Raw genomic sequence first — 26,217 nt, forward strand, 5'->3', positions numbered from 1 at the left:
CAATAGCCGTCCGGGTCCGCGCCGTCTGCGGCCCGCGCCGGGCAATGCCACTATCCTGCAGGATGGCCTTCAGCTTCAGCCTCCTTGCGTTTTTCACTGACAAGCTCCCTGGTGCGCACCAGGCGCAGGGCAGTCACCAACACCACTCCCCCGGCAACATTGAACAGCACCGTGTACCAAAACCAGTTCAGCCATTGCAGGTAGCCGAACGGCGCACCGGCGTGGATGGCACCGAAGATCAGCAGCGAATCCAGCACGGAGTGGAACAGCGGCAGACCTGCCAGCAGAAACGCCCCGCCCACGGCTGCCACGATCTTGGCAGGCATGCAATCAGTGCCATGCTGCATGCGCGTCATGAGCGTAATAGTGCTGCCACCGAGCACGGCCAAGGCCGCAGTCTGCACAGACAGCGGCGCCAAGGCATAGTGGGTGGCCGATTCCACCACCGTCTCACGCCATTCCGGGAACCCCTGCATGACCAGCCACATGATGATCCACCCACCGGCCAGATTGGCCAGCAACGTTCCGGTCCACAACTTCAGCAGTTGCCCCACGCGGGCTTCCTTGGCAGCGACGGCGGCAATTGGAACCAGGAAGCCTTCCGTGAACAATTCACTCTTTGCCAACAGAAGGGCGATGAAGCCGATGCTGAAAGCAAGACCAGCCAACAGCTTGTTGCCGGTGGCATGGTCCACCGCCAAGTAGGCCATCACGCCCAGGCCCACCTCCATTCCCCCAAACACCCCGGTGACCAGAAGGGAGGACCAGCTCCTGTGCAACCGCTGCGCGCCTTCCTCCACGATGCGCTCAAAGGCCGTTTCCAGTTCTTCTTCCACAGGGGCGTCATTGTCACCGAGCTCACGGCGTCGTTGCTCATCATCCATGGTTCCTCCTCGCAGTGGCCGGCCACGGAGCGGCAGGCCCGGTGTGATCAACGCCTCTTTATGTATGCTAAACCCGCAGCCTGCTGCGCGGCACGGCCTGGTTGCAACTTTCCCTGTACCGGCCCGTTGGACAAACCCCCAGGGTCCTCTGTCACGATCAAATGATGGAAGAACTCGAACTGGCCATCAAACCCATCCTGGCGATCCTGGCCGCCATAGCGCTGGCACTGCTGGCAACGTGGTTGCTCAGGTTGACCGCCGATCATGTTTTTCGCAAGATTCCAGACTTCAAGCGCCGCTCCGCACCGGCGAAGGCGCCGGTTTTCGTCGTCCTGCTCACGGTGGGATTACGCATAGCGCTCGCCTCCACCGTGTCCGGGCAGCCCTGGTTTGGTGCCGTGGATTTCATTCTTGTGGCGGCCTTCATAGCGGCCCTGTGCTGGTTGTTCTTGGCAGCACTATCCGTCGCTGAGCGCCTGCTGCTGCGGCAATTCAGCGGACGCGTCACCGACAGCCGGCGTCGACGCAGGCTCACCACCCAGGTGACCTTGGGCCGCCGAGTCATCAGCGCCCTGGTGATCACCTTGGCCGTGGCGGGTCTGCTGCTGACCATACCCGAGGTCAGGGCGCTGGGTACCGGGATCTTGGCCTCGGCCGGACTGATCTCCATTGTCGCCGGCCTCGCCGTACAGAGCTCCCTGGCCAATGTTTTTGCCGGCGTACAGCTGGCCTTCACCGACGCCCTCAGGATTGATGATGTGGTGGTGGTGGAAGATCTGTGGGGACAGGTGGACGAGATCACCATGACCTACGTTGTGGTACGGGTGTGGGATGAACGGATGCTGATCCTGCCGTCCACCTACTTCACCACCACTCCTTTTGAGAACTGGACCCGCAACAACCCCAAAATCAAGGGCAGCGTTGAGCTCGACCTTGACTGGGACACCCCCGTAGCGGAGTTGCGCACCCACCTGGACCGGCTTCTGGCGTCCACTCCTTTGTGGGACGGGCGCACCGGTGACTTGGCAGTGACCAACGCCGTCGACAGCTTGGTCCGGATCAGGATTGTTGTCAGTTCTGCCGACAGTGACGACCTTTGGGACTTGCGCTGCCTGGTGCGGGAATCAATGGTGGAGTTCATTCAACAGCACCGCCGGTCGTCCTTGCCCCGCCAGCGCTGGGAAATCATGCCTGCTGCCACCGACCTGGCTACGGATTCGGCCGAGACCGGGGCAACCTCCGTTTAGCCTCCGGGAGCAGGACTGAATGCGGGCGGACAAGGGCACAGCTCACCCCGCGCGGGCGGGGCGGGCCCACACCCAAGAGGCCAACCGCCGTCGTGCTTGAACAAAAAATGCGCCCGTCCGCCGTAAATGCGCCCGGTGTACGGGGCACATTTATGGGGGACGGGCGCGAAAACTGCCGCAGCGTCATGGCACCGGCAGAGCCGGGCCGCCGGAAGCGTTACGCCAGGCGGGTCAGCCAGCCGTGCAGGTCCTCGATCACGCCGGTCTGGATGCCCACGAGCTGCTCGCGAATGGCGGCCGTAACCTCGCCAATGCCGGTGGCGGGCGAGGCGATGGTGCCCTCGGCCGTCTTCAGCTCGCCGATCGGGGTGATGACAGCGGCCGTGCCACAGGCAAACACCTCGGTGATCTCGCCCGAGGCCACGCCGGAGCGCCATTCGTCGATCGTGATCTTGCGTTCTTCGACCTTCAAACCGCGGTCGGCGGCAAGCTGCATCACGGAGGAACGGGTGATGCCATGCAGGATGTGACCATTGAGTTCGGGGGTGACGAGCGTGCCGTCCTGGAACACGAAGAAGACGTTCATGCCGCCGAGCTCTTCAACGGCGTTGTCATTGTGCGGGTCAAGGAACAGCACCTGCTTGCAGCCGTTGGCCTCGGCTTCCATCTGCGCGGCCAGCGATGCAGCGTAGTTGCCGCCGCATTTTGCCTCGCCAGTGCCGCCCTCGCCGGCGCGGGCATAGGTGGTGGTGAGCCAGATCGACACGGGCTTGAGCTCACCGCCGAAGTAGTTCCCGGCCGGGGAGGCGATCACGCGGTAGGACACTTCGCGGGCCGGGCGCACCCCCAGGAAAGCCTCGGTGGCGATCATGAACGGGCGCAGGTACAGTGCGTCGCCGTCGCGGGACGGAACCCAGTCCTGGTCAATCGCCACGAGCTGGCGCAGCGATTCCACAAACGTCTCGGTGGGCAGTTCCGGCAGTGCCAGGCGACGTGCCGAGGCGTTCAGGCGGGCCGCGTTGGCATCGGCGCGGAACGTCCAAATGGACCCGTCGGCGTGGCGATACGCCTTCATGCCCTCAAAGATTTCCTGGCCGTAGTGCAGGACCGCGGCTGCCGGATCCATGAGAATGGGGCCGTACGGTTCGATGCGCGCGTTGGACCAGCCGCCTTGCCCCTCGGCGTCAACCTTGAAGTCCACGACAGCCGTGTGGTCCGTGAAGTAATCGCCAAAGCCGGGGTTGGCCAAGATGGCCTCACGCTCCACGCTGCTCTTCGGGTTTTCATTGAGCTGCTGGGAAAAGGTCAGCTCATTGGCGATCTGGGTCATGCTTCCTCCACATGGTAGTGCCCGTCATTGGTAGTTCCAGCTTGAGGCGGAGTTCATTTCTGTCTTGCAGATCCGGTTCGCCCGGAGTCCGCGTTTTGGCGCTATCTCAACTGTAGTACCTGTCCGACTCCCTGTGACGCGCCTTGCAGTCAACTGCCACACGAAGTGCTCAGATTTCGCGGTGCCCGGGCCACGTGTCCGTCGCAATGCCACGAAGCACGGCCATGACAGTCGCCTCGGCCACGTCGGTGGTGATTGGCTGGTGGCCAAAGAACACCCGGTGATAAAGCGGCGCCGCCAGCATGTCCAGGGCCAGCTCCATATCCAGGGTTTGGCGCAGTTCACCACGGAGAATTGCGGATTCCAAGACTCTTCGCGTACTGGCCCGCCGGGGTTCGAAGTAGTCGTTCATGAACGTTTCGTGCAGTTCGGGCTCGTTGGCCACATCTGACATGAGCCCTGGCAGGGCACGTGCCAGCGGCGAATCGGCAAAGGATCTGGCCAGGCTTGAGATGCCCTCGGTGAGATCACAATGCACGCATCCGGTGTCCGGCGTGGGCGAGCTGCCCAGGGTGGCAATCAGGGCATGAATGACGACGCCGGGCATCGACTGCCAGCGACGGCGCAACGCGGGCTTGCTGGTCTGCGCCTGGGCAGCAATCGCTTCCAAGGTCAGCTGGTTATATGGCGCCTTGGCGAGGAGGAAAAGCACGGCCGCCGTGGCCCGCTCGTCAATGCCAGTGTCCCGTGGCCGCCCCTGAGCCGATCCCTGTTGCGTCATGGCACCACTGTAACGTAGTTTTAATTACGTTCCGCAACGGAACGTAATTACGCATAGGAGGCAGCATGGACCCGAGCCCAACCCTGGCCAGCAACACGGGCAGGCAACAATCCGACGAACGGGGAACTGGCGGGATATTCTCACGTGAGCTTCGCGGCTCCACCGTGGGAATCCTCTTGGGCATCGGCGTGGTCGCCTTTGAATCCCTGGGAGTTGCCACCGTCCTTCCCACCATTGCCACAGAGCTCGGTGGAATGGGCTCCTATGGCTGGGGCCTGGCCGCTTTGATGCTGGCCAACATCATCGGCACCGTTGTGGCAGGGGCAAGTATCGACCGACGCGGCCCGCTCCGGACAGTGATCGCCGGGAGCATCATCTTTGCCGCAGGGTGTGCCCTGGCGGGAGCAGCCGCCTCTTGGGAACTGTTCATTGCGGCCCGGGCGCTGCAGGGTTTGGGCGTTGGCGCCGTCATGGCCTACGCCTACAGCGTGGTGGTGCTGGCCTACCCTCGACGCCTCCATGCGGTCATGTTTGCCTGCCTGTCCTCGGCCTGGACCATTCCCTCGCTGCTGGGCCCCGTCTTGGCCGGACTGCTCACGGCCTGGCTTGATTGGAGAGTGGTCTTTTGGGCCCTCTCCCCCGCAATGTTGCTGCTGTTGCCCCTGATTCTGCCGACGGTAAAGGGCCTCGCACGTTCTCCTCAGGTCAAGGTCGCTGGCACAGCTTCCGCGGCGAAGATGGGCCGAACCACCCTGTATGCAGTGATGCTCGTTGCCGGTGCGGCGGTCCTGCTCGCCGGTCTCGAACTGCCCAGCGTGGCGCTGGCTGCCGCGGCGGTGATTCTTGGCACTGGCGCAGCCGTCGTGGCGCTGCGACATCTGACACCCGCCGGAACCTTCAAGGCGGCGCGGGGCGCCCCGGCCGGAATCGTCATTCGCTTCCTCCTGTGTGCCGTCTACTTTGGCTCTGAGGCGTTCCTGCCCCTGGGTCTCATGGGCATCCACGGCTGGCCGGTCACTTTGGCGGGTGCAGGACTCGCCGCGGGTGCGCTGGCCTGGTCGGCAGGATCATTCCTTCAGGCCCGCCTTGACTCGCGACATCCGGGCAGGCGTCACCAAGCAGTAACAACCGGCATTGCCATCCTGGTCGCCGGGGAGTTGCTGATGGGAATAGCGGTGTCCTTGCCCGCAATGTGGGGCGGCTGGGCCGTGGTGGGCTGGGCCATAGGCGGCGTGGGCATGGGCATTGCCTTCAACGCGGCCACTTCCGCGACAATGGCGGCGTCCAATCCGGAACGCACGGGCAGCATCAGCGCCAGCCTGCAACTGTCCCAAACTCTCGCGACGGCATTGATCGCCGGAATTGGCGGCGCAGTGATCGCAGGCGTCGGAGCAGGAACCACCGGATTCCTGACCATCTTCTCCATCACGGCGTTGCTGGGCATTGTCGGGCTGCTCCTGGGCCGGCGCATTCAACCTTCGCCAGCCACATAAGCGAAAGGCTGCGGAAGGGCTCTCAATGAACCTGTCCGCAGCCTTTTACCGGTCTTTCACCGGAATGGACGACGGCGTCAGAGGGCTGCCGCGATGGCGTCGCCAATGGCGCCGGTCGTCTTGGGGGACGACGGGTTGCGCCCGGCAATGTCGGCCGTGACGGCCGCCTCGATCTTCGTCGCGGCACCGTGGTGGCCCAGGTGGTGCAGCAGCAGTGCCGCGGACAGGATGGCTGCCGTGGGGTCTGCTTTTTGCTGGCCCGCAATGTCGGGTGCGGAGCCGTGGACTGGTTCAAACATGGATGGCGCGGTGCGGTCCATGTTGATGTTGCCCGACGCCGCCAGGCCAATTCCGCCGGTGACGGCTGCGGCCAGGTCGGTGACAATGTCGCCAAACAGGTTGTCGGTGACGATCACGTCAAAGCGGGATGGGTCGGTGACCAGGAAAATCATGGCCGCGTCAACGTGCAGGTAGTCGACGGTGACCTCGGGGAATTCCTTGGCCACGGCCTCAACCGTCCGTTTCCACAGGTGCCCGGCGTAGACCAGCACATTATGTTTGTGGACGTAGGTCAATTTCTTGCGGGGACGCTCGTTGGCGCGGCGGAAACCATCGCGGACCAGGCGCTCGACGCCGAAAGCGGTGTTGACGGAAACTTCCGTGGCAATCTCGTGGGGGGTGCCCTTGCGCAGCACGCCGCCATTGCCAACATAGGGACCCTCGGTGCCTTCGCGGACCACAACGAAGTCGATGGTGCCGGGGTTCGCCAAGGGTGAGGCCACGCCGTCGTACAAGAAGGAAGGGCGCAGGTTGACGTAATGGTCGAGACTGAAACGCAGCTTCAGCAGCATCTCGCGCTCGATCAACCCGGAGGGGATGGACGTGTCGCCGGGGGCTGCACCGACCGCGCCGAACAGGATCGCGTCATGTCCGCGCAGGGCCTCGATGGTGGAGTCGGGGAGCGTTTCGCCGGTGGCCAGCCAGTGCTCGGCACCGAGCTTGTAGTCGGTGAGCTTGAGTTCCAGGCCCTCGGAAGCGGTGGCCTTTTTCAGGACCTTTACCGCCTCGGCCGTAACCTCGGGGCCGATGCCGTCGCCGGCAATTACGGCAATGTCAATTACTGCGGTGTCAATCGATGCGCTCATGGTTTCAGCCTAGCCAAACCATCCACATGATGGGCAAAGTATCTCACAATGCGAGACTGGGCTGATGGCGCCGACGTCCTGTTGCCTGGCGTCAGCCGCAAGCCTTGGGCTCCTCTCCCTCCTGGCCACAACGCTGGGATTCGGCAGCCCGAAACGCCGACAAGGCGGCATAGGCGTCAGCGCCTGTGCCACCGGGGAATCGAAACTGCAGATACGGCGGTTTCTTGGCCTCGCCAAATTCGAAACTGCAGATACGGCGACGATTCCGCCGAATTCATCGCCCTATCTGCAGTGTGGAACCTGCGAACCATCAGCACATCGCCCTATCTGCAGTGTGGAACCGAAAGTGAACGCTGCAGAGGCGCTGAGGACGTGGCGGAGTGACCCAACAGAGGGCGTGGATAGAGCAAGTGGGTGAAAGCCGGCAACCAGTGCGGCCCGCCCTACCCAGCAGGCGCAGGCCCGGCCAACGTGGCCGGCCCTGCCCACAGAATCTCCACCCGCGGAGGAAGCCAGCGCTGCCCGCCCAGCCCGGCCAATCTCCACCCGCGGCAGGATGCCGCCGCACGCCGCACACCCTAAGGTTGAAGGTGTGATCATGCATTCCATCTACGACTGGTTTCGGCAGCACCGCTTTGCCGTCGACTTCGTCCTCATGGCCGTGCTCTGGCTCTCGGTGCTGCCCTTCAGCATGGCATCGGGATACGACACAGGCCTGTTGGACATCGTTGCCTCGGTCTTTTTCGCCACCGCACTGGTGGTCCCCCTCGCATGGCGCCGCACCCGCACCGTCATGGCCGGCTGCCTCATCGCCACGGCGGCCCTGCTGCAGTGGGCGATGAACGTGCAGCCGATGGCGGCCGACGTCGCCGTCCCCCTCATCGTGTACGCCCTGGCCGCGTTCGGCCCGCGCTGGGCCAGCTTGAGCGGCCTCGCCCTGGCCATGCTGGGCTCCATCATGCTGGTCACCCGCTACTTCTACGACCTCACCTTCAACCCCGTCTCCCAGCTACCCCAAGCCTTGGTCATCATCCTCATGGTGTGGGTGCTGATCCTGTTCAGCTGGACCTCCGGCGACCTCACCCGCACCAAGCGGCTGCGCGAACAGTCACTCTCCGACCGTGCCCACCGGCTGGAAATTGAGGCCCAGCATGAACGCGAGCTGGCCGCCAGCGACGAGCGTGCCCACATAGCCCGCGAGATGCACGACATCGTGGCACACTCCCTCTCCGTCATCATCACCCAGGCCGACGGCGCCCGTTACGCCTCCGTGGCCAACCCGGAAATCGCCCCGGAAACCCTCGCCACCATCGCCGCCACGGGCCGTTCCTCTCTGCAGGAAATGCGCCGGCTCCTGGGCGTGCTGCGCGGCGGCGACGAGGCATCCACCCGCCCGCTGCCCGGCCTCATTGACCTGGACGAACTGCTCCTGGGCATCCGCGCCGCTGGTCTGCCTGTGGACTTCAGCGTGGTGAACGAGGCCCGCCGCCAGCTGCCCCCCGGAGCCGAGCTGACCGCCTACCGCGTGGTCCAGGAGGGCCTGACCAACGTCATGAAGCACGCCGGGCCCAAGGTTCAGGCCTCGGTCGCCCTCAGTTGGAATGCTCGCGGCCTCGAAGTCACGGTGCACGACGATGGCCGCGGCGCCACTGCTTCTCTCTCCACCGCGCCGATCCCCCGGCAGCCCGCCCCCGGATCCCACCCGAACAGATCCCACCCGACGGCGCCCGTCCCCCAAATTCCTGCCATGTCGGTGCCGCTTACCGCCAAGTCAGCGTCCGACGTCGGCCATCACCACAGCAACCAGCCCACCACTGCGCCGCTCACCCATGCGCCGCTCCCCCCTGTCCAGGCACCCTCCGGTGCGGCGGCAGGCGGCAACGGCTTGCGCGGGATGGCCGAGCGCGTGAAACTGTACGACGGCGAGCTGGCCGCGGGGCCCTTGCCCGGCGGCGGCTTCGGCATCACCGCCTTCATCCCCTACTCGGAGAACTGATCAATGACCCCCACCTCCCCCATTCGCGTTGCCCTCGTGGACGACCAGCAGCTGGTGCGTTCCGGCTTTGGCATGTTGATTAACTCCCAGCCGGACCTTGAGGTTGTACTGCAGGCCGGCAACGGGATCGAGGCGCTGCAGGGACTCGCGGCGACGGCGGCCGACGTGGTGCTCATGGACGTGCGCATGCCCGGCATGGACGGCCTGGAAACCACGCGGCGGCTCATGGAACGGACCAAGGCGGCGCCTGCGGGGTCGTGGCTGGCGGAGCTGAAGATCGTGGTGCTGACGACGTTTGACCTGGACGAGTATGCCCTTGCGGCGATCCAGGCCGGGGCCAGTGGCTTCCTGCTCAAGGACGCGCCGCCGGAGGAGCTGCTGGGTGCGATCCGGACTGTTTTTGCCGGGGATGCCGTCATTGCGCCGTCGACCACGCGGCGGCTGCTGGACCATGTGGCCCCGATGCTCTCGGCCCCGAGCCCGGCGAATGATGCGAATGCTGCGGCCGTTGCGAGCTTGACGGCGCGTGAGCATGAGGTGTTTGTGCTGATTGCCAATGGGCTCTCCAACCCGGAAATTGCGGTGCAGCTGTTTGTTTCCGAGGCGACCGTGAAGACACACGTGGGGCACATCCTGGCCAAGCTCAACGCCCGCGACCGCGTCCAGGTGGTGCTCATCGCGTACGAGACGGGGATCGTCACCCCACGCTAAGCCTCCGCTCCCTTCAGACGCCGCAGCACCGTCCGGGGTGTTTCTGCGAACGCCGCAGCACCTTCCGGGGTGTTTCTACGAACGCCGCAGCACCTTTGGGTGGTGATGGAGCATTCCTAAAAAAGTGCCCACGTGCTGCCGGAAGGTCTCAAGGGGACGACGTGGGGAGTTGACCGTTTCCTCGAAAGGTCACCTCCCCGTTCGCTGCCTCCCACTGCCCGCAGGCTCGCAGCGGGTCCCCCGGCAGCTCTCTTACCGAACCTTTGATCGGATCAGCCCTTGACGGAGCCTGCCGTGAGGCCCTGCACAATGAACTTGCTGGCGAACGCGAAGATCGCCAGGGTGGGGACCACTGTCAGGACGGCCGCGGCGGACATGGCGCCCCAGTCGATGTTGAAGCTGGAGATGAATCCGGCCAGCGCCGTAGGGATGGTTTTGTTTTCGTCGCTGTTCATCAGGGTCACCGACAGGAACAGCTCGTTCCAGCAGTTGACGAAGTTGAAGATGAAGCTGGCGGCGATGCCCGGCATCATGACCGGAACCAGCACCCGGAAGAGCGCGGACAGGCGGGAGCAGCCGTCGATCATGGCCGCCTCCTCAAGCGCGTCCGGCACGTTTTCGAAGAAGCCGCGCAGCATGATGGTGCAGAACGGGATGCAGATCGCGATGTAGACCAGGATCAGGCCCGTCTTGGAATCGACCAGGTCGAAGTTGCTCATCATCATGTACAGCGGGCCCAGAGCGATGAACCCGGGGATCATCTGGGTCAGCAGGAACGCCGCCATGACGGCGCCGCGGCCGGCAAACTGGAAACGGGCCAGCACGTACGCGGAGAGCAGAGAGATCAGCGTTGCGACCGTTGAGGCAACCGTGGCGACAATGAGGCTGTTGATCATGTACCGACCGAAGTCGCTTTTGGTGAACAGGCCGATGTAATTGTCGAAAGAGATCTCGCTGGGCAGGTACTTCAGCGGCAGCTCGTAGATGGAGCCGGGCGCCTTCAACGACGTGACGACGATCCAGTACAGCGGGAAAACCGTGACGATCAGGCAGATGGCCAGAAAAATAATCTTGAGGCTCCGCCCCAGTGGGCTCTGTTTGTCAATCATCTCTGGGCCTTTCGGGGGCGCATGGCCATCAAGTAGAAGACAGCAAACAGCATCAAGGTGAAGACCACAATCAGGCCCAGGGCCGAGGCCTGGCCGTAATCGCCCTCCTGCGTAATCGAGATCATGTACGTGGTGATGATGTGGGTTTGGTCGGCAGGACCGCCGCCGGTCATGGCCCAGATGATGTCCGGGAAGTTGAAGATCCAGATCACGCGCAGCAAGATAGTCAGGCCCAGCGTCACCGAGATGGCCGGCAGGGTGATGTTGAAGAAGGTCCGCACCTTGCCGGCGCCGTCGAGCGCGGCGGCCTCGTACATGTCATCGTTGACCGACTGCAGGGCAGCCAGGATCATGATGGCGAAGAACGTGACGCCGTACCAAATGTTGGCGATGATGATGGCGGTCATGGCGAAGCCGGGTTCGGCCAGCCACGGAATGGGCCCGTCAATGAGCCCTGTTTTCATGAGCAGATCGTTGACCACGCCAAACTCCGCGTTGAACATCCAGCGGAAGAGCATGCCGATGAGGAAGCCGGACACTGCCCATGGAAAGAAAATGAAGGCCTGGTAGCCGCTGCGGAACTTAAACTTTCGCTTCAGGAACAGTGCCAGGGCGAAGCCTATGACCACCTGCGGAACCAGCGACCCAACCACCCACACCACGGTGTTGCGGACAATCGTGCCAAATTCAGGGTTCTCAAAGAGCATCTGGAAGTTGCCCAGGCCGATCCATGAGGTGTCGGAGAGGTCGTTCAGGTTCCAGTTGCGGAACGCCATCTGGGATCCGGAGATCATGGGGTAGTACGTAAAGATCGCCACGAAGATGGCCGCCGGTGCCATGAACGCCAGCATGGTCCAGCCTGTTCGGGAACTGAACTTCTTCTTGCGCTGGACAAATGCTGGCGGCTCGGGTGGCACGCCGGCCGTTGCCGGCCGGCGTGCCACTGTCCGCTGTGAATCAGAAGCCACGGTGGACTATCCCGCCATCTTTTCGACCCAGTAAGTGTCCCAGCTGGTCAGGAGCTCCTTGGTGGTCATCTTGTCCGTGAGGACCCGCTGGAGTTCGCCGTCGGACTTCTTGATCCATTCGGTCCACCAGGAGACGCCGCGGGGCTGGACGGCCGAGATGTACGTGTCCGGATTTTCGGTCATGGTGACGTAGGCAGCCCAGGGGCCGGTGCTGTAGAACGGGTCGTCTGCTGCCGACTTCAGGATCGGCACCAGGCTGTTTTCCTTGCTGAACGTTGTGGCGGGCTCGCCCTGCGCCAGGTACTTGATGAGCTTGATGGCTTCGGGCTTATGCTCGGAGCTTTCAGCAATGCCCCAGCCGGCGGAGGCAACAGGCTGGATGGCCTTGCCGGTGGGGCCCACCAACAGCGGTGCAACGTTCCACTGGTTTTCCTTGACGGAGGTGGATTCCTTGATGGTTGCGATCACTTCAGGGTCCTGCAGCAGGAACGCGGTGGATCCGTTGCTGAAGCCCTGCACCATTTCCGGGTAGCCCCAGGCAACGGAGGACGGCGGGGAGCCCTTCTTGAACAGTTCAAGATAATCGTCCATGGCGGTCTGCGCCTCAGGGGCGGAGAAGATGGTCTTGCCGTTGGTCAGCAGGAACGCATTTTCCTTGTCGATTTGATCGGCAGTGTAGGCCTCGATCACGGCGACGGCGTTGGAGTTGGCATTGGGGCCTCCACGGAAGGCGTAGCCAAACTTGTTCGTGGCCGGATCGTTGAGCTTCTCAGACTGGGTGATCAGGTCTTCCCAGCTCTTCGGCGGACCGTCGAAGCCGGCGTCCTTGACCAGGTCGGTGCGGTAGAACAAGGACAGTCCATAGAACCCGTAGGGAATGTAGTAGGTCTTGCCGTCCTGCTTGGAGTAATTGACGGCGTTGTCGGTCAGGTCTCCCCAGCCGTCCCAGCCGTCGAGGTCGGCGGTCATGTCGTAGAGCCACTTGTTGGCACCGAAGGAGCCGACGGTGATATCGCGGGCCTCCACCACGTCAACACCCTTGCCAGACTGCAGCATCTGCTGGATCTTCTGGTCAGCCGAATCTGTGGGAGGCGAGACCAGATCAACCTTGATGTTGGGGTTGTCCTTCTCGAAGCCAGCCAGCAGCTTCTTGATGGTGTCCGTACGGGTGGGGTTGGTGAGGCTTTCCACCATTTTCAGGGTGACCTTGCCGTCCGCCGAGTCCTTGTTGCCACCTCCCCCGCATCCGGAAAGTGCGAGGACTGCTGCAAGACCAAGCGCAGCAATGGTTGTGAATTTCGATTTCATGGAAGGCCTTTCAGTGTGATGTGGAACGTCATCGTTCAAATATTTAGGTGTTGCGGGGATGTCTTAGATGGTGTCAGCGGCCCGGGCCAGCTTGACCAGCTCCGGGACGGCACGCTCGGCAAAAGCTTCGTAATCAGCCGCAGTGTTGTAAAGGTGGGTCGAAAGTCTCAGGTAGCCTGCGCCGTCGAACGTGGTGATGGCCGTTTCAAAGTCGAAGCGGTCCGAGATTAGGGCACGGACCGCGTGGGAATCCTCGTGCGTGGTGGCCAGGCCGCGGGGCAGCTGGATCAGCCGGAGCGGGTCAACCGGCATGCCCACATCCGCCGCTGCGTTCTCACCGGTCAGTGCCGTGAAGGCGTCCTGGATGATGTGCTGCCCGTAGCCGCCCAGGGCCCTGGCGTAGCTGCGGTAGTTGTCCCAGCCGTAGCGGCTTTCAATAGTCGCAAACGATGTGGAGGCGGCCATCCAGGACGTAATGTCCTGGGTGCCGACATGGTCAAAACTCTCTGGGAACTCGTGGGGGAAGCCCCAGGAATCGATCAGCGGCGTGAGGTGCCGGCGGAACGGGCCGCGAGCAACAAGCGCCGCCGTGCCGCGGGGGGCGCAGGCGAACTTGTGCAGATTGCCGACCCAAAACCCTTCAAAGTCGGGCACGGGATCTTCCAGCACACCGGGCGCATGGGCGCCATCAACAAGGACCGGCACTCCGTGCAACGCCGCTGCAGCCGCAATCTCAACCACAGGGAAGCTGCGCGCCGTGGCCGAGGTGATCTGGTCGATCACAATGAGCGCGGTGCGGCCGTTGACCTGCGCCATGACAAGTTCGGTGACGAGGCTTGCGTCCGCGTCCAACGGCACCTCGGCGATGCGGACCTGGCCGTTGTGTTTGCGGGCAATGCGCTTGGCGCCCTCAAGCACTGCGCCGTAGGCGTGGTTGGTTGTGACGATTTCCGCACCGTCCCTGAACGGCAGGGAGTTATAGACGGCAGTGACCCCGGCGCTGGCGTTGATGACCAGGGCCATGTCGGATGCGGGGACTCGCAGGAAGTCCGCGATGCCACTGCGCGTGCCGGCCAGGGTTGCAGCCTGCCCCATGAACCAAGTACAGGGGTTGGCGTCCATCTGCCGCTTCAGACGCAGCTGGTGCTGCTGGGCCGGAACAGGAACTGCGCCGTAGGAGCCGTGGTTCAAGTGGGTTTTTCCTGCGGTCATTGACCAATCCGAGATTGCCGGCGCCCCCTCCGGGGTGAGCATGGCAGACGGTGCAGTTGGTGCTGAGATGGGCACGGCGCGCTTTCTGTTGGGCGATACAAGTACCTGTAAGTTATCTCACAATAAAACCAAAGACAAGGCATCTTTATAATAATTCATCCTATGACTTGTTGAAAAGTACGACCTTAGGGCAGTCATGTCCCGCAGATTCATGGAATACATCCGATGACTTTTCGAACACGTATGATGAGTTGTCGGACAGCAAAGATGCCCAGCCAGCCAAAGGAACCCCCGTGAGTGCAGTGGAAACAGCCATGCAGGGCCTGCGGGCCAAGATCGCCTCCGGCGAGCTGCAGCCCGGCCAGAAATGCCCGCCCGAAGGCGAACTGGCCGCGCAGCTCGGAGTCTCACGGAGTTCCTTGCGTGAGGCCATCAGGGCCCTGTCCGCCTTGGGCGTCATGGAGGCTAGGCACGGCTCCGGCACCTATATCTCTTCGCTTGAACCGGCGGAGATCCTGAAGGGCTTCGCCCTGCTGGTCGACCTATTTCCCTTCGACAGCGTCTTAGAGCTATTTGAGATTCGACGGGTCCTTGAGTCCCATGCGGCAGCATCAGCTGCCGCCCGGCCGCTGCCGGAACTCATTGCGGAACTAGATTCCCTGATGGAGGCGATGGAGGCGACCGACAATTCGGCCGACATTTCCGATCTCGACGCCCGCTTCCATGAGGCCATCTGCGAGGCGGGCGGCAACGCCACACTCACCGGACTCATGGGCCTGTTCCGCTCACGCGGACGCCACTTCAACATCTTTGACAGCAGCGAGGGTGCCACCGTGCGCGATCTGAGCAACAAGGGCCACCGCAACATTGTGAATGCCATCCGCAATCACGACCCCGCCATGGCGGCGACGGCCACCGCCAGCCACGTTGCCCAAAGCGAATTCTGGCTACGGAAATTCCGCCCCGCACCCCAGCTGGCCGCGCCCGGTGCATCCGGAGCCACTGAGGCCTAATCCCGGGTTGCGGCTGCGGTCTCGGGTTGCGGCTCCGGTTCCGGTTCCCAATTAAACCCGGCAGTTCAGGCCAGGGAGAGGAACATCTTCTCCAGCTTGGCCGAGTCGAGCTCGGCGTCGTCTCCGTCCAAGCACTCCTTCAAGCCTCCGGCGATCATGCCGAATCCCGCCTTGTCCAGCGCCTTGCTGACGGCTGCCAGCTGCATCACCACTTTTTCGCAGTCCTGCCCCTCTTCCAGCAGGCGGATGACGCCGGCGAGCTGGCCGTGCGCACGGCGCAGCCGGTTGATCACGGGCTTGGTGGTTTCCTCGGAAAGCTGCATAATTCCTCCTGCTTGACTCCTGCCCATAATACCCCATGGGGTATGTACAATAGAGGGTGTTCAATACCCCCTAGGGTATCCAATAATGAGGAGTTCCCATGTGCCGAGCCGTAAACTGCAAGTCCTGCAACAAGACCACATGGGCCGGTTGCGGAAACCATGTGGACGCCGTCATGGCCCACGTACCCAAGTCCAACCGCTGCGCCTGCGACCGCAACGCCGCCAAGGCACCCAGCGCATCCACCGGCAACTGGTTCTCACGCCTGTTCGGCCGCAACTAGCGCCACCGCGTCAACGCCGGGATCGCCGGGAACGCCAGGAACGCCAGGAACGCCCGGAACGCCAGGAACGCCAGGAACGTCGGAAAGGCTAACGGGCACCCGGTGGCTCAGCTTGGACCGTGAGAGCCACATTGATCCGCATGGACGGTGTTTCGGCCCGCATGCACAACCACGGTTTATGGTCGCCACCGCCTGCGAGCGCCGCCGAGGTACTCGGGAAGGCGTAGCGGGGGCCTTATAGGTGCAGGCGGTAAAAGCGGAAGGCGGAGAAGCCCTCGATCGGCAGGCGCTCCACTGCGGAATAGCCGGCCCCGGCCGCGTACCCCTCCAGCACCGATTGCCGCATCACCGTCCCAGTCCCCGCCGATTCCGGGGTCGACAGGCTGTCGGGCAGGCAGATGAACAGGCTGTAGGCATACATGAGCCGCTCCAGGCCGTCCCCGTCCGGGCCAAACGCATCGGCGACGGCTTCGTCCATGACCACCACCACCCCGTCGGGCTTCACCATGTCACGGACCGCGGTCAGCACCTGCACGGGAAACGGCATGTCATGCAGCGCCTCAAAGATGAAGACGGCGTCCTGGCTGTCGGGCGCCTCGGCGTCCGCGGCGTTGGCGTGGCGGAACGTTGCCCGGCCCTCCAGACCGCTGCGGCGCGCGTTCTGCCGCGCCTGTTCGATGGAGGGCCCATCAAGGTCGATGCCGACGACGGCGGCCCCCGGGTAGGCGTTCGCCAGCGCCAGTGTGGACCAGCCGCAGCCGGCACCTAGGTCGGTGATGTGCGCCCCCTGTCGGGACAGCACCTCGTGGATTTCCCGGACCGACGCCAGTGCTGGCCCCAGCCGCTGGTCAAACCACGGCTTGTTGCCGGTTGCCTGCGACTCGCGTGCCTCGCTGCCGATCTGTGCCCAGCCAACGCCGCCGCCGTGACGGTATGCCGCCAGCAGTTCCGGCAGCTGGGCCACCCCTGCCCGGAGCATGCGCACCATGGGCATAAGCGCCGTGAGGGAGTCCGGTTGGAGCAGCACCTCGGCGGCACCGGGCGGCAGCGTGAAGCGGGGGCTGTAGGGCTGGTCATTCACTTTGTCCGGAGCCGGGCCGCCCCGGGACTGCGGGCCACCTGGCGGTCCGTCCCGAACCGGCCTGCCCGGAGCCGCCGCATCCTGCACCACGCCGACGAAGCCCGCCACGCTTTGCTGTTCCAGCCATTCCCGCGCGTAGCGTTCCTGCGTGCCGGTGCCCGCGGCCAACTCGGCCGGCGTCAACCCTGCACCACCGGCTTCGGCCAGCGCGGCATACCATCCCAGTCCGTCACCGAGCACGATGCTTGACAGTTCCGCGTAGCCCAACAGGGCAGTGACCACCTTGTCCGAGTACGCCTCAACTCCGTCATCCCTCTCCTGGACCATGCGAATAATTGTCCTCCTCCCTGTGCGGCGTGAAAAGCAGAAATTCACTTGCGGAGCGCACCCGCCACCACCGAAGCGCACGGTGACTCATCCCACGGTAGGAGGGTCCGGCGTCGAACATCAGGGCGATATCCACCCGCGAGCCGATCCCCTGCGCGGAAGCCGGAAATAGGCTGGTGCCATGACCATCACATCTGAGCACAATCAACGCACGCTGGCGGTTCAGGCCCGCGGCTTGCGCAAGACGTACGGCAAGGGCGAGACCGAGGTGACGGCGCTCAAGGGCGTTGATCTGGAGTTCCCGGCCGGGCAATTCACCGCGATCATGGGGCCGTCGGGCTCGGGAAAATCCACGCTGATGCACTGCCTGGCGGGGCTCGACACCGTCACCTCGGGCACCATCCACCTGGGCGACACCGAACTGACCGCCCTGAACGACAAGGATTTAACACAGCTGCGCCGCGACCGGATCGGCTTTGTATTCCAGGCCTTCAACCTGGTTCCCACGCTGACCGCGGAAGCCAACATCACGCTGCCCGTGGCACTGGCCGGCGGCACCGTGGACAAGGAATGGTTCACGTTCATCACCTCCACGCTGGGCCTGACCGACCGCCTGGCGCACAAGCCGCACGAACTTTCCGGCGGCCAGCAGCAGCGCGTCGCCGTGGCCCGGGCGCTGCTCACCCGCCCCGACGTCATCTTCGGCGATGAGCCCACCGGCAACCTGGATTCGCGTTCCGGCGCCGAGGTCCTGGGCATGCTGCGCCGCTCCTCCCGCGAAATGGGCCAGAGCATCATCATGGTCACGCACGATCCCGTCGCCGCCTCATACGCCGACCGCGTGGTCCTCATGAACGACGGCGAACTCGTGGGCGAGCTGGAGAATCCCACCGCCGAATCGGTGCTGGCTTCGCTGGCGCAGCTGGGGGCGTAGGCCATGCTGCAAGTAGCCCTGAGCCAATTGCGGACGCACTCGCGCCGCTTCATCGCCATCACGCTCGCCGTGCTGCTGGCGGTCGCCTTCCTCTCCGCCACGCTCATGGTCAACGCCTCCACGAAGGCGTCGCTGAAGGCGAGCATCGGACAGTCGTACGCTTCTGCCGACCTCGTCGTCTCGTCTCCCGGCGAAGTTCCATTGACGACGGCGGCCGCGGACACCGTGGCCTCCTCGCCGTTCGTTGCGGAATCCTATGCACAGCGTTCGCTGTATGTAGAAGGCAAGCTGGGAACCAGCTCCGTTGGCGCCTTGGTCCGCAACATGCCGTCAGCCGCCTCGCTGGAACCGGTGAAACTGATTTCCGGCGCCTGGCCCGCCACTGATGGTGAAGTCACCGTTGATGCTGTCACCGCCGATCGAAACTCGCTGTCCGTGGGCAGCACCGTGGAGCTGACCGGCGATTCGGTCGCCTCCGAGAGCAGCACCACCGGCCAGACCTCCGCGCCGGAACTGACCGCCACGGTCTCGGGCATCATGGCAGCCTCAACCGACCCCATGTCCTCCGGCATGGCCCAATTTGTTGGCACTCCCGCCGCCGTGGACACGCTCAGCGGCCCGAACACGGGCTTCTTCCGTACCATTTCCCTGAAGCTCAAGCCCGGCACTTCTCTGGCCGAGGCAAAGTCCACCCTGGCCTCCGTCTTGGACCAGCCGATTGATACCATCCTGACACCGGATGAAAGGACCACGCGGGACGTTGCCAGCTTCACCGGCGGACAGGACCAGCTGACCATTGTCCTGCTGGCGTTTGCCGGGGTGGCCCTGCTGGTTTCCGCCCTGGTTGTCTCCAACACCTTCTCCGTCCTGGTGGCGCAGCGCACCCGCGAGCTTGCCCTGCTGCGCTGCGTTGGCGCCAGCCGCAAGCAGGTGCGCAACTCCGTGATTCTCGAGGCCCTCGTGGTGGGGTTCATTGCCTCGGTGCTCGGTGTGCTGGCCGCCGTCGGAACCATGGCCCTGGTGTTAACGCTGCTGAGCCAAAACCCCGACTTTGCCTTTGCCACGCTGGCGGTGCCGCCGTCGGCCATCATTGCCGGCATCCTGGTGGGCACCCTGTTGACAGTCCTTGCCGCACTCGTTCCCGCCCGCGCCGCGACGGCCGTGGCACCGCTGGCTGCGCTGCGACCGGCCGACGACGTCTCGGTGCACAATTCAGGCGGACGGCTGCGCCTGACCATCGGCGTGCTGCTGCTGCTGGCGGGCGGTGTTGGGCTGGTTTACGGCGGAATCTCCGCAAACCTGCTCATCGCTCTCCCCTCCGGTGCCGCGTCCTTTGTCGGTTTCCTCATGGCGGCGACGATGTTCGTGCCGAAGCTCGTGTCGCTGGCTGGAACCCTAGCGGCACCCGCCGGCGTCCCCGGGAAGATGGCCGCGGCCAATGCTGTGCGCAATCCGCGCCGGACCACCGCGACGGCGTCTGCCCTGCTCATCGGCGTCACGCTCGTGACCATGATGATGACCGGTGCCGCGACGGCCCGGCATGCCTTCGACACCCAACTCGACAGCAGCTACCCCGTGGACATCAGCGCCCAGGCGTTCGCCGGGGGTTCCGATGTCCCCGACGAGAAGATTGCCGCTGCCAGGGCGCTCCCCGGCGTCAGGCACATTGCCAGGCTCGAACTGGTGGGCATGGTGAGTGCCGGTGACACACAGCTGGCTGCGTACGGAATCACCGACGCCGACGCGGCAGCGGTCCTGGCGAACCCGGTCAACCGACCCACCCGGACCTCGGCGGTGCTTCCCAAGGGTGTGCTCCCCGACGGTGCGGACGCCACTGCCGCCAGCCTGCAGGCCGGCTCGCAGACCACCAACCTCTCGGCGACCGTTGCCACCAACTACGGCTTGACGGCGCTGGTGTCCCTGGACGCGTTCCCTGCGCTGGCAGTCGACGACCCGCTGCGTGGACAGTCTTCTGCACCGCTGTGGATCTCCGTGGACCCGTCCCTGGACGTGAACGCGCTGATGGACCTGCGCACCTCGCTGGCCACCACGCTGGGCATTGACGAGAGCTTCATCTCCGGCGCCGTGCTGGAGAAGGTCATGTTCAACCAGGTTATCGATATGCTCCTGCTGGTGGTCACCGGGCTGCTCGCCGTGGCCGTGTTCATTGCGCTGATCGGCGTGGCCAACACACTCTCGCTGTCAGTCCTGGAGCGGACGCGGGAGAACTCGCTGCTGCGGGCCCTGGGACTGACGCGTGGACAATTGCGCGGCATGCTCGCGCTCGAGGCTCTGCTGATTGCCGGCGTTGCCGCGATCATCGGCTCCGTTCTGGGCGCCGTCTACGGCTGGGCCGGGGCGCAATCGGCACTGGGCACCTTCGCGGACGTGACGGCAGTGATCCCGTGGGGCCAGATCCTGGCGGTGGTGGGCGTTGCTGCCGTGGCGGGGCTCCTCGCCTCCGTGGTGCCGGCCCGCCGCGCGGCCAGGCTCTCCCCCGTTGAGGGCCTCGCCATGGACTGACGCTTCCGGCTCTCTGGGCATAAGGGACGGGGTTTGCGGAAAGGGACGGTGGTATAGCCCCGTCCCTTGCCGCAAACCCCGTCCCTCTTGCATGCCAGACGGCGACGGGGTGCGTGAACCTTCTCCGTTGATTCCTCCACACACGGTTTGGCCCGCGTGTTGTGCACATTTGATGACACCGGCCTTCCGCAGGTCTCTGCGCCAGTGGCAGTGTAGGGCGCATGGAAACCCCGCGATTGATTCTTCCGTCCGACTTTGCAGGTATTGGGAGAGACCGCCGTTCCCTTGTGGACCTGTGCAACAAGGGCGATCTGTACAGGGTGCGGCGCGGCGCTTACGTTCGCCGGGTGGACTGGGAAAAACTACGCGCCATGCAGCAATACGAGTTGCAGGCAACCGCCGTGCAGCTGGCTGCCCACCACCAACCAGTGCTGGCTCACGCCACTGCCGCAGCGATTTGGGGGCTGTGGATTGTAGGTACGCCCAAGCTGATCCATGTCATGACCGAGGTGACCACCGGCGGGCACAACAGCAACGACGTCAGGCAGCACCGGGGTTCATTAACGGACGGCGTTGTCCAATGCGGGCCGTTCCGGCTCACCGACAAGTTAACAACAGTCATGCAGCTCATAGTGAGCCTCGACTTTCCCCGCGCAGTGGCCGTCTGCGACTCGAGTTTGAAGGTCTTTGACCGCCAGCGTGCCTACAACAGCTTTGGACCAATTGGAGCCGCTCCCGGCATCTCCGTCCCGATATGGCAGACCACCTACACGCAGGGGCTCCCGTTGCGACAGGAAGAGTTGCAGGCTGCCGCTGAAATGCTGCCGTCCAAGGCGGCAGCATTGAGGGCACAAACGGTCATCAACTTCGCCTCAGCACTATCCGGATCGGCCGGGGAATCCATAAGCCGGGCCAAGATGCACATGTTTGGCTTCCCCACACCCGTCCTGCAAAAGAAATACATACTCCGCGACTCATCCACGGCACTCGTAGATTTCTGGTTTGAAGAGCTGAACCTGGCCGGCGAATTCGACGGCAAGGAGAAGTATCTGCGTGTGGACTGGGCTGGCGGTGTCTCCATTCAGGAACGGGTCATGAAGGAGAAGGACCGGGAAAACCAGATCCGGGCACAAGGCGTGGGATTTGTGCGGTGGACGTGGGCAGAAATGTTGGACAAAGAACGCTTTATCCGCCTTCTGAGGCAGGCCGGGCTGCGCCAAAAGTAGTCCCGGACGCAGAAAAGCCGGTGTTGGCGGGATCGGACGGTGGTATACCACCGTCCGATCCCGCCAACACCGGCTTTTTCCAAGAAATGACGCCGAAGAGGCAGAACCTACGCCTCGACGGCGGCCGGCTCCTCGTACTTCGGGAAGATCGGTGCCGGGGCGGGCAGCACTGTACCGGGAACCAAAGGTGCCGCAATGGCAGCGAACTGGCGGACGGCGTCGTTCTCGGAAGTACCCTGGCCCAAAACTGTCAGCAGCTTGGCGGCCGCATCCGGCATGACCGGCTGCGCCAGGATGGAGACGATGCGCAGGATTTCCATCGTCACGTACAGCACGGTTTCCATGCGGGGCACGTCGGTCTTGCGCAGAATCCAGGGGGCCTGGTCGGCAAAGTAGGCGTTGGTGTCGCCCAAAACGTGCCAGATCTTCTCCAGCGAACCGTGGAAGTCCTGTGACTGGTAGGCGTGGCGGGAGTGCTCCAACAGTTCACGGGCGGCACCCAAAATCGCCTCGTCCGCAGGCGTGAACTCGCCCGGGGTCGGAACAACGCCGGAGCAGTTCTTCGCCACCATGGACAACGACCGCTGTGCCAGGTTGCCGAGGTTGTTGGCCAGATCGGAGTTCATCCGGCCCACCACGGCGTCGTGGTTGTAGGAACCGTCGGCACCGAACGGGACCTCGCGCAGCAGGAAGAAACGCACCTGGTCCAGGCCGTACTGCGCCATCCAGTCGGCAGGCGCCACCACGTTGCCCAAGGACTTGGACATCTTCACGCCGTTGTTGTGCAGGAAGCCGTGGATCATGACGCGCTTGGGCAGCTCGAGGCCGGCGGACATGAGGAACGCGGGCCAGTAGACGGCGTGGAAGCGGGAGATGTCCTTGCCGATGATGTGCACGTCGGCCGGCCAGTACTTCTTGAACGCCTCGGAATCAACATCCGGGTAGCCCACGGCGGTCAGGTAGTTAGTGAGCGCATCGACCCACACGTACATGACGTGCTTCTCGTTGCCGGGGACGGGAACGCCCCAGTCGAAGGTGGTGCGGCTGACGGACAGGTCCTCGAGGCCGCCCTTGACGAAGCTGATGACCTCGTTGAAGCGGGTGCGCGGGGCACCGAATTCGGGCTGGGCCTCGTACAGCGCCAGCAGCTTGTCCTGGTAGTTCGACAGGCGGAAGAAGTAGCTTTCCTCCTCGGTCCAGGTCAGTTCGGTGTCGGTGACCTTGGAGTAGCGCTTGCCGTCCTCGCGCAGTTCCGTCTCATCCTCGCCGTAGTAGGCCTCGTCGCGAACCGAGTACCAGCCCTCGTACTTGCCCAGGTAAATGTCACCGGCCTCTTCCATCTTCGCCCAGATGGCCTGCGACGCGGCGTAATGGTCGGCGTCGGTGGTGCGGATAAACCGGTCATAGGTGATGCCGAGAGCCTTGTGTGTGTCCTTGAAAATCGTGACGTTGCGGTCCACGAGTTCCTTGGGCGTGAGGCCTTCCTTCTCGGCTGTCTGCGCGATCTTCATGCCATGCTCATCCGTGCCCGTCAGGAACATGACATCGAAGCCGTCGAGGCGCTTGAAGCGTGCCATGGCGTCGGTGGCGATGTATTCGTAGGCGTGCCCAATGTGCGGATCGCCGTTGGGGTACGTGATGGCGGTGGTCAGGTAGTAAGGCGTCTTGGCCGAGTCAGTAGTGCTCACTCTATGAATTTACCGTGAACCCACCTGAAACACCGATTCGTGACCCTTCGGCGGGCCCCGGACCACCAAAGTTCGACACCGGCCCTGGACTATGAGCTTGGCAAAATTCCAACCATGCGCATGCCCAAACTCACTGCAGGTTATGCGCTGCGGTGTCCGCTGGCCCGGCGCCGGCCCAAAATGGCCCGGACTTATGCGCCAAGCGGGTTCATTTCGCTGCGCAGCCCGGACACTGGCGCAATACTCAGAGCCAGCAAGGCGCACTATGCCGATAAGTGCGTGTTGGTGTTGGTCGCTGCTGGCTGCTGCCGGCCATCGGGATTCCGGTGTGCCACGGTGGCTGCCGGGAGGAGTTGTTGTGTTGAGGCTGAATTCTTGCGATAGCGAAACGGGGAAGCGATCCTCGTGAACGCCTGTGATCTTAGCGGCGGGTGCTGTGGATCTACGACGCAAAGCCTGGCAAGTGCCGTCTGGTGCTCCTGCACCCGTCCGGGAACGATGAATTAGCCACGTGCCGTGCCGTCATTGAAGAACTCCACGCAAAGCATTTGGCCAAGCAGGAACTATTGCGCTCCGCGAGGGGAACTCGGCTGAAGTTAAGCGCTGCGGACCATATGTTTGTCTCAGATCCGGTTGAATATGACCCCGATCGAGGCTGGTTGGACCGGGGCCGGTGTGGACAGAGACAAAGAACCTGGGACAACGTTGCCCAACCGACAGCCAGAATGCGCCTAGTCCTTTTGCCTTCATTCCCACAATCGTTGTATGCGTCTCAGCACACCCCAACAAAACACTACGAGCCACATGAGAATGCCCCTCCCCAAGTCGGGACAGGCACCCTCACGCGGCTCGTGAGCAGTTACTGGCGCTCAGCGCGCCAACCAACCTCCGTCCACGGGCAGAACAACCCCGTGGATGTAATCAGCGGCAGAAGAGCTCAGGAAGTGCACGGCACCGGCGATGTCTTCGCCGTTAGCCCAGCGTCCGGCTGGAATGCGCACAGAGATCTGTTCGGAGCGCTCGGCATCGCCGAGCAGAGCCTCGTTCATGTCGGTGGAGACATAGCCGGGTGCGATGGCATTGACGTTGACACCGCGAGCGGCCCACTCGTTGCACATTGACTTCGTGAACTGCGCGACTGCACCCTTCGCGGCCGCATATGCCGGAACGCGCAACCCGCCCTGAAAGGACAGCAACGAAGCAACGTTGACGATCTTGCCGTCGCCACGCTCTAGCATCGGCCGGGCGAAGCCCTGGCACAGCTGGAACACGGCACGACCGTTGATGGCCCACACCTCGTCGAAATCCGTAAGCGGGAAGTCGACGGTGTCGTGACGGATCTGCGTGCCTGCGTTGTTGACGAGAATGTCTACCGCACCGAGAGCGAGAGACGCCTCGATCGCCGCCGAAACCGAATCCTCATCACCCAGGTCTACGGGGACATGCGTGACGCTGACACCGTTTTCCTCCGCGAGCGCGAGCAACTCGGCCTGAACGGGCTTGCGCTGCAGGGCAATCACGTTTGCCCCGCCCCGGATGAAACCCGTCGCGATGGCTTCGCCGATACCTCTGGAGGCCCCCGTGACCGCAGCCGTACGGCCTCTGAAGTCGAAGGGGTTGGGAATACTGTTCAATTCTGGTGTTGTCATGGCGTTACTCATCCTTTCACCATCTGATCGAAGAAGGCCGGATTGACAACGTTGGGCACCGGAATGCCTGCGCAGATGTCGGCCACGTTCTCAATTACGCGACGCTTGAGCTCCTGATAGGACTCCTCGCTGTACCACGCGGCATGCGGGGTCAGTGTGACGTTATCCAGACTCATCAAGTCGGAGTCTATGGGCAGCGGCTCCTCCTCGAATACGTCCAGCGCCGCACCGCCCAGTCGCCCCTCCTGCAGAGCGCTGACCAGTGCTGCGGTGTCGATCAGAGGCCCACGACTCGTGTTGACGACGATCGTGCCCGGCTTCATGCGGGAGATAGCGTCAGTGCCGATGAGGTGGTGCGTCCTCGCTGTGAGCGGGGCGTGCACCGACAGGATGTCGGTGCGTTCAAGGAGGTCTTCGAAGGTGACAACCTCGATGCCATCGGCTGTGATCGTGCCGGGTTCAAAGGCAGGATCTGAGCCGATCGCGGTGAAGCCAACGCCCTTCGCCTTGCGCGCCGTCGCTGCGCCGATGTTTCCCAATCCGACGACGCCAAAGACGCGACCGCGGAGACGGAACAGCGGTTTTGCAACCTCCAGAGAGTAGTCGCCCCGACGGATACCGCGGTCCAGACGGGCAACTCCGCGAGACGCACTGAGCGCCAACGAGATCGCATGGTCGCTGACCTCTTCGGTTCCGTAATCCGGGACGTTGGTGATGGCGACACCGTGCTCGGTCGCAGCTTCGAGGTCGATTGTGTCCACCCCGACGCCGTAGCGTCCGACGGCGGCGAGGCCGGGCAGAGCCTCAAACACGCGACGCGTGATCGGTGCGTACTGCACGATGAGTCCGTCGGCTCCGGCCGCAGCCTGGATGACCTCTTCCTCGGTCTGGCACTGTGCAACGACCAGGTCGATGCCCCGGCTGGCTGCAACCTGAGTCTCAACGTCTACCGAGTCGTGATCTGTGTCTGTGATGACAATACGCACGC

22 protein-coding genes are annotated in these 26,217 nt (G+C 63.5%); 9 read left to right on the forward strand and 13 right to left on the reverse strand.

From position 1 onward, the window contains the following. Nucleotides 1-50 precede the first annotated feature (50 nt). Nucleotides 51-884, reverse strand: coding sequence for a formate/nitrite transporter family protein (locus art_RS06200; RefSeq protein WP_038463244.1), 834 nt, complete (start codon nt 882-884; stop codon nt 51-53). A 164-nt stretch (nt 885-1,048) separates the two neighbouring features. Between art_RS06200 and art_RS06205 the strand changes: the two genes are divergently transcribed. Beyond that, entirely contained in the window at nt 1,049-2,131 is a 1,083-nt protein-coding gene (locus tag art_RS06205; RefSeq protein ID WP_052136911.1) for a mechanosensitive ion channel family protein, read from the forward strand. A gap of 217 nt (nt 2,132-2,348) precedes the next feature. Here art_RS06205 and art_RS06210 read toward each other — a convergent pair whose 3' ends face one another. Together art_RS06210 and art_RS06215 are read right to left on the reverse strand one after the other, a co-directional pair. Further along, nucleotides 2,349-3,461, reverse strand: a complete 1,113-nt coding sequence (locus tag art_RS06210) for a branched-chain amino acid aminotransferase (protein ID WP_038463246.1) — start codon at nt 3,459-3,461, stop codon at nt 2,349-2,351. 169 nt (nt 3,462-3,630) lie between these two features. Further along, a complete protein-coding gene (locus art_RS06215; protein WP_038463248.1) occupies nt 3,631-4,242 on the reverse strand; it encodes a TetR-like C-terminal domain-containing protein in 612 nt (203 codons plus the stop codon). A gap of 65 nt (nt 4,243-4,307) precedes the next feature. On the opposite strand from art_RS06215, the gene art_RS06220 reads away from it, so the two are divergent. Continuing rightward, a complete protein-coding gene (locus art_RS06220; protein WP_082000139.1) occupies nt 4,308-5,735 on the forward strand; it encodes an MFS transporter in 1,428 nt (475 codons plus the stop codon). A 77-nt stretch (nt 5,736-5,812) separates the two neighbouring features. On the opposite strand, the gene art_RS06225 is transcribed toward art_RS06220, so the two are convergent. Continuing rightward, on the reverse strand, nt 5,813-6,880 hold the full coding sequence (locus art_RS06225) for a 3-isopropylmalate dehydrogenase (RefSeq protein ID WP_038463251.1): 1,068 nt from the start codon (nt 6,878-6,880) through the stop codon (nt 5,813-5,815). A 598-nt stretch (nt 6,881-7,478) separates the two neighbouring features. Here art_RS06225 and art_RS06230 point away from each other — a divergent pair. Both art_RS06230 and art_RS06235 read left to right on the forward strand, forming a co-directional pair. Continuing rightward, nucleotides 7,479-8,876 (forward strand): sensor histidine kinase, encoded by a 1,398-nt coding sequence (locus tag art_RS06230; protein ID WP_253901495.1) that lies wholly within the window; start codon nt 7,479-7,481, stop codon nt 8,874-8,876. 3 nt (nt 8,877-8,879) lie between these two features. Further along, a complete protein-coding gene (locus tag art_RS06235) occupies nt 8,880-9,587 on the forward strand; it encodes a response regulator transcription factor (protein ID WP_038463253.1) in 708 nt (235 codons plus the stop codon). Between the two features lie 272 nt (nt 9,588-9,859). Here the strand turns inward: art_RS06235 and art_RS06240 are convergent, their stop codons facing one another. From art_RS06240 to art_RS06255, 4 genes are all read right to left on the reverse strand, one after another. Further along, nucleotides 9,860-10,696, reverse strand: a complete 837-nt coding sequence (locus art_RS06240; RefSeq protein WP_038463255.1) for a carbohydrate ABC transporter permease — start codon at nt 10,694-10,696, stop codon at nt 9,860-9,862. Beyond that, nucleotides 10,693-11,664: a carbohydrate ABC transporter permease gene (locus tag art_RS06245; RefSeq protein ID WP_253901496.1), complete on the reverse strand. Its 972-nt coding sequence runs from the start codon at nt 11,662-11,664 to the stop codon at nt 10,693-10,695. The genes art_RS06240 and art_RS06245 overlap by 4 nt, the downstream gene beginning before the upstream one ends. A 6-nt stretch (nt 11,665-11,670) precedes the next feature. Beyond that, the gene (locus art_RS06250) at nt 11,671-12,972 is read right to left on the reverse strand and encodes a sugar ABC transporter substrate-binding protein (protein ID WP_038463257.1); all 1,302 of its coding nucleotides are present in this window, start codon (nt 12,970-12,972) and stop codon (nt 11,671-11,673) included. 63 nt (nt 12,973-13,035) lie between these two features. Next, nucleotides 13,036-14,184 carry an aminotransferase class V-fold PLP-dependent enzyme gene (locus art_RS06255; RefSeq protein ID WP_253901497.1) on the reverse strand — a complete coding sequence of 383 codons (1,149 nt, stop codon included), beginning with the start codon at nt 14,182-14,184 and terminating at the stop codon, nt 13,036-13,038. Between the two features lie 293 nt (nt 14,185-14,477). Between art_RS06255 and art_RS06260 the strand changes: the two genes are divergently transcribed. After that, entirely contained in the window at nt 14,478-15,197 is a 720-nt protein-coding gene (locus tag art_RS06260; RefSeq protein ID WP_038463259.1) for a FadR/GntR family transcriptional regulator, read from the forward strand. A 65-nt stretch (nt 15,198-15,262) separates the two neighbouring features. On the opposite strand, the gene art_RS06265 is transcribed toward art_RS06260, so the two are convergent. Continuing rightward, nucleotides 15,263-15,520: a metal-sensitive transcriptional regulator gene (locus art_RS06265; RefSeq protein ID WP_038463261.1), complete on the reverse strand. Its 258-nt coding sequence runs from the start codon at nt 15,518-15,520 to the stop codon at nt 15,263-15,265. 98 nt (nt 15,521-15,618) lie between these two features. On the opposite strand from art_RS06265, the gene art_RS06270 reads away from it, so the two are divergent. After that, nucleotides 15,619-15,801 (forward strand): hypothetical protein, encoded by a 183-nt coding sequence (locus tag art_RS06270; protein ID WP_038463263.1) that lies wholly within the window; start codon nt 15,619-15,621, stop codon nt 15,799-15,801. A gap of 235 nt (nt 15,802-16,036) precedes the next feature. Here art_RS06270 and art_RS06275 read toward each other — a convergent pair whose 3' ends face one another. Then, nucleotides 16,037-17,209, reverse strand: a complete 1,173-nt coding sequence (locus art_RS06275) for a trans-aconitate 2-methyltransferase (protein ID WP_038463264.1) — start codon at nt 17,207-17,209, stop codon at nt 16,037-16,039. Nucleotides 17,210-17,390: 181 nt separating this feature from the next. Here art_RS06275 and art_RS06280 point away from each other — a divergent pair, with 181 nt between their 5' ends. The 3 genes from art_RS06280 (at nt 17,391) to art_RS06290 (ending at nt 21,892) form a co-directional block, all read left to right on the forward strand. Continuing rightward, nucleotides 17,391-18,143 (forward strand): ABC transporter ATP-binding protein, encoded by a 753-nt coding sequence (locus tag art_RS06280; protein ID WP_038463266.1) that lies wholly within the window; start codon nt 17,391-17,393, stop codon nt 18,141-18,143. 3 nt (nt 18,144-18,146) lie between these two features. Next, nucleotides 18,147-20,666 (forward strand): ABC transporter permease, encoded by a 2,520-nt coding sequence (locus art_RS06285; RefSeq protein WP_038463268.1) that lies wholly within the window; start codon nt 18,147-18,149, stop codon nt 20,664-20,666. 221 nt (nt 20,667-20,887) lie between these two features. Next, complete coding sequence (locus art_RS06290) at nt 20,888-21,892, forward strand: type IV toxin-antitoxin system AbiEi family antitoxin domain-containing protein (RefSeq protein ID WP_038463271.1); 1,005 nt, start codon at nt 20,888-20,890, stop codon at nt 21,890-21,892. 107 nt (nt 21,893-21,999) lie between these two features. Here art_RS06290 and metG read toward each other — a convergent pair whose 3' ends face one another. From metG to art_RS06305, 3 genes are all read right to left on the reverse strand, one after another. Beyond that, nucleotides 22,000-23,580: a methionine--tRNA ligase gene (metG, locus tag art_RS06295; RefSeq protein ID WP_038463273.1), complete on the reverse strand. Its 1,581-nt coding sequence runs from the start codon at nt 23,578-23,580 to the stop codon at nt 22,000-22,002. 869 nt (nt 23,581-24,449) lie between these two features. Then, complete coding sequence (locus tag art_RS06300) at nt 24,450-25,229, reverse strand: SDR family oxidoreductase (RefSeq protein WP_216699585.1); 780 nt, start codon at nt 25,227-25,229, stop codon at nt 24,450-24,452. A gap of 8 nt (nt 25,230-25,237) precedes the next feature. Further along, nucleotides 25,238-26,215, reverse strand: coding sequence for a C-terminal binding protein (locus art_RS06305; protein ID WP_038463276.1), 978 nt, complete (start codon nt 26,213-26,215; stop codon nt 25,238-25,240). Between the last annotated feature and the right edge of the window lie 2 nt (nt 26,216-26,217).

This window comes from Arthrobacter sp. PAMC 25486 (assembly GCF_000785535.1).
Classification (GTDB): domain Bacteria; phylum Actinomycetota; class Actinomycetes; order Actinomycetales; family Micrococcaceae; genus Specibacter.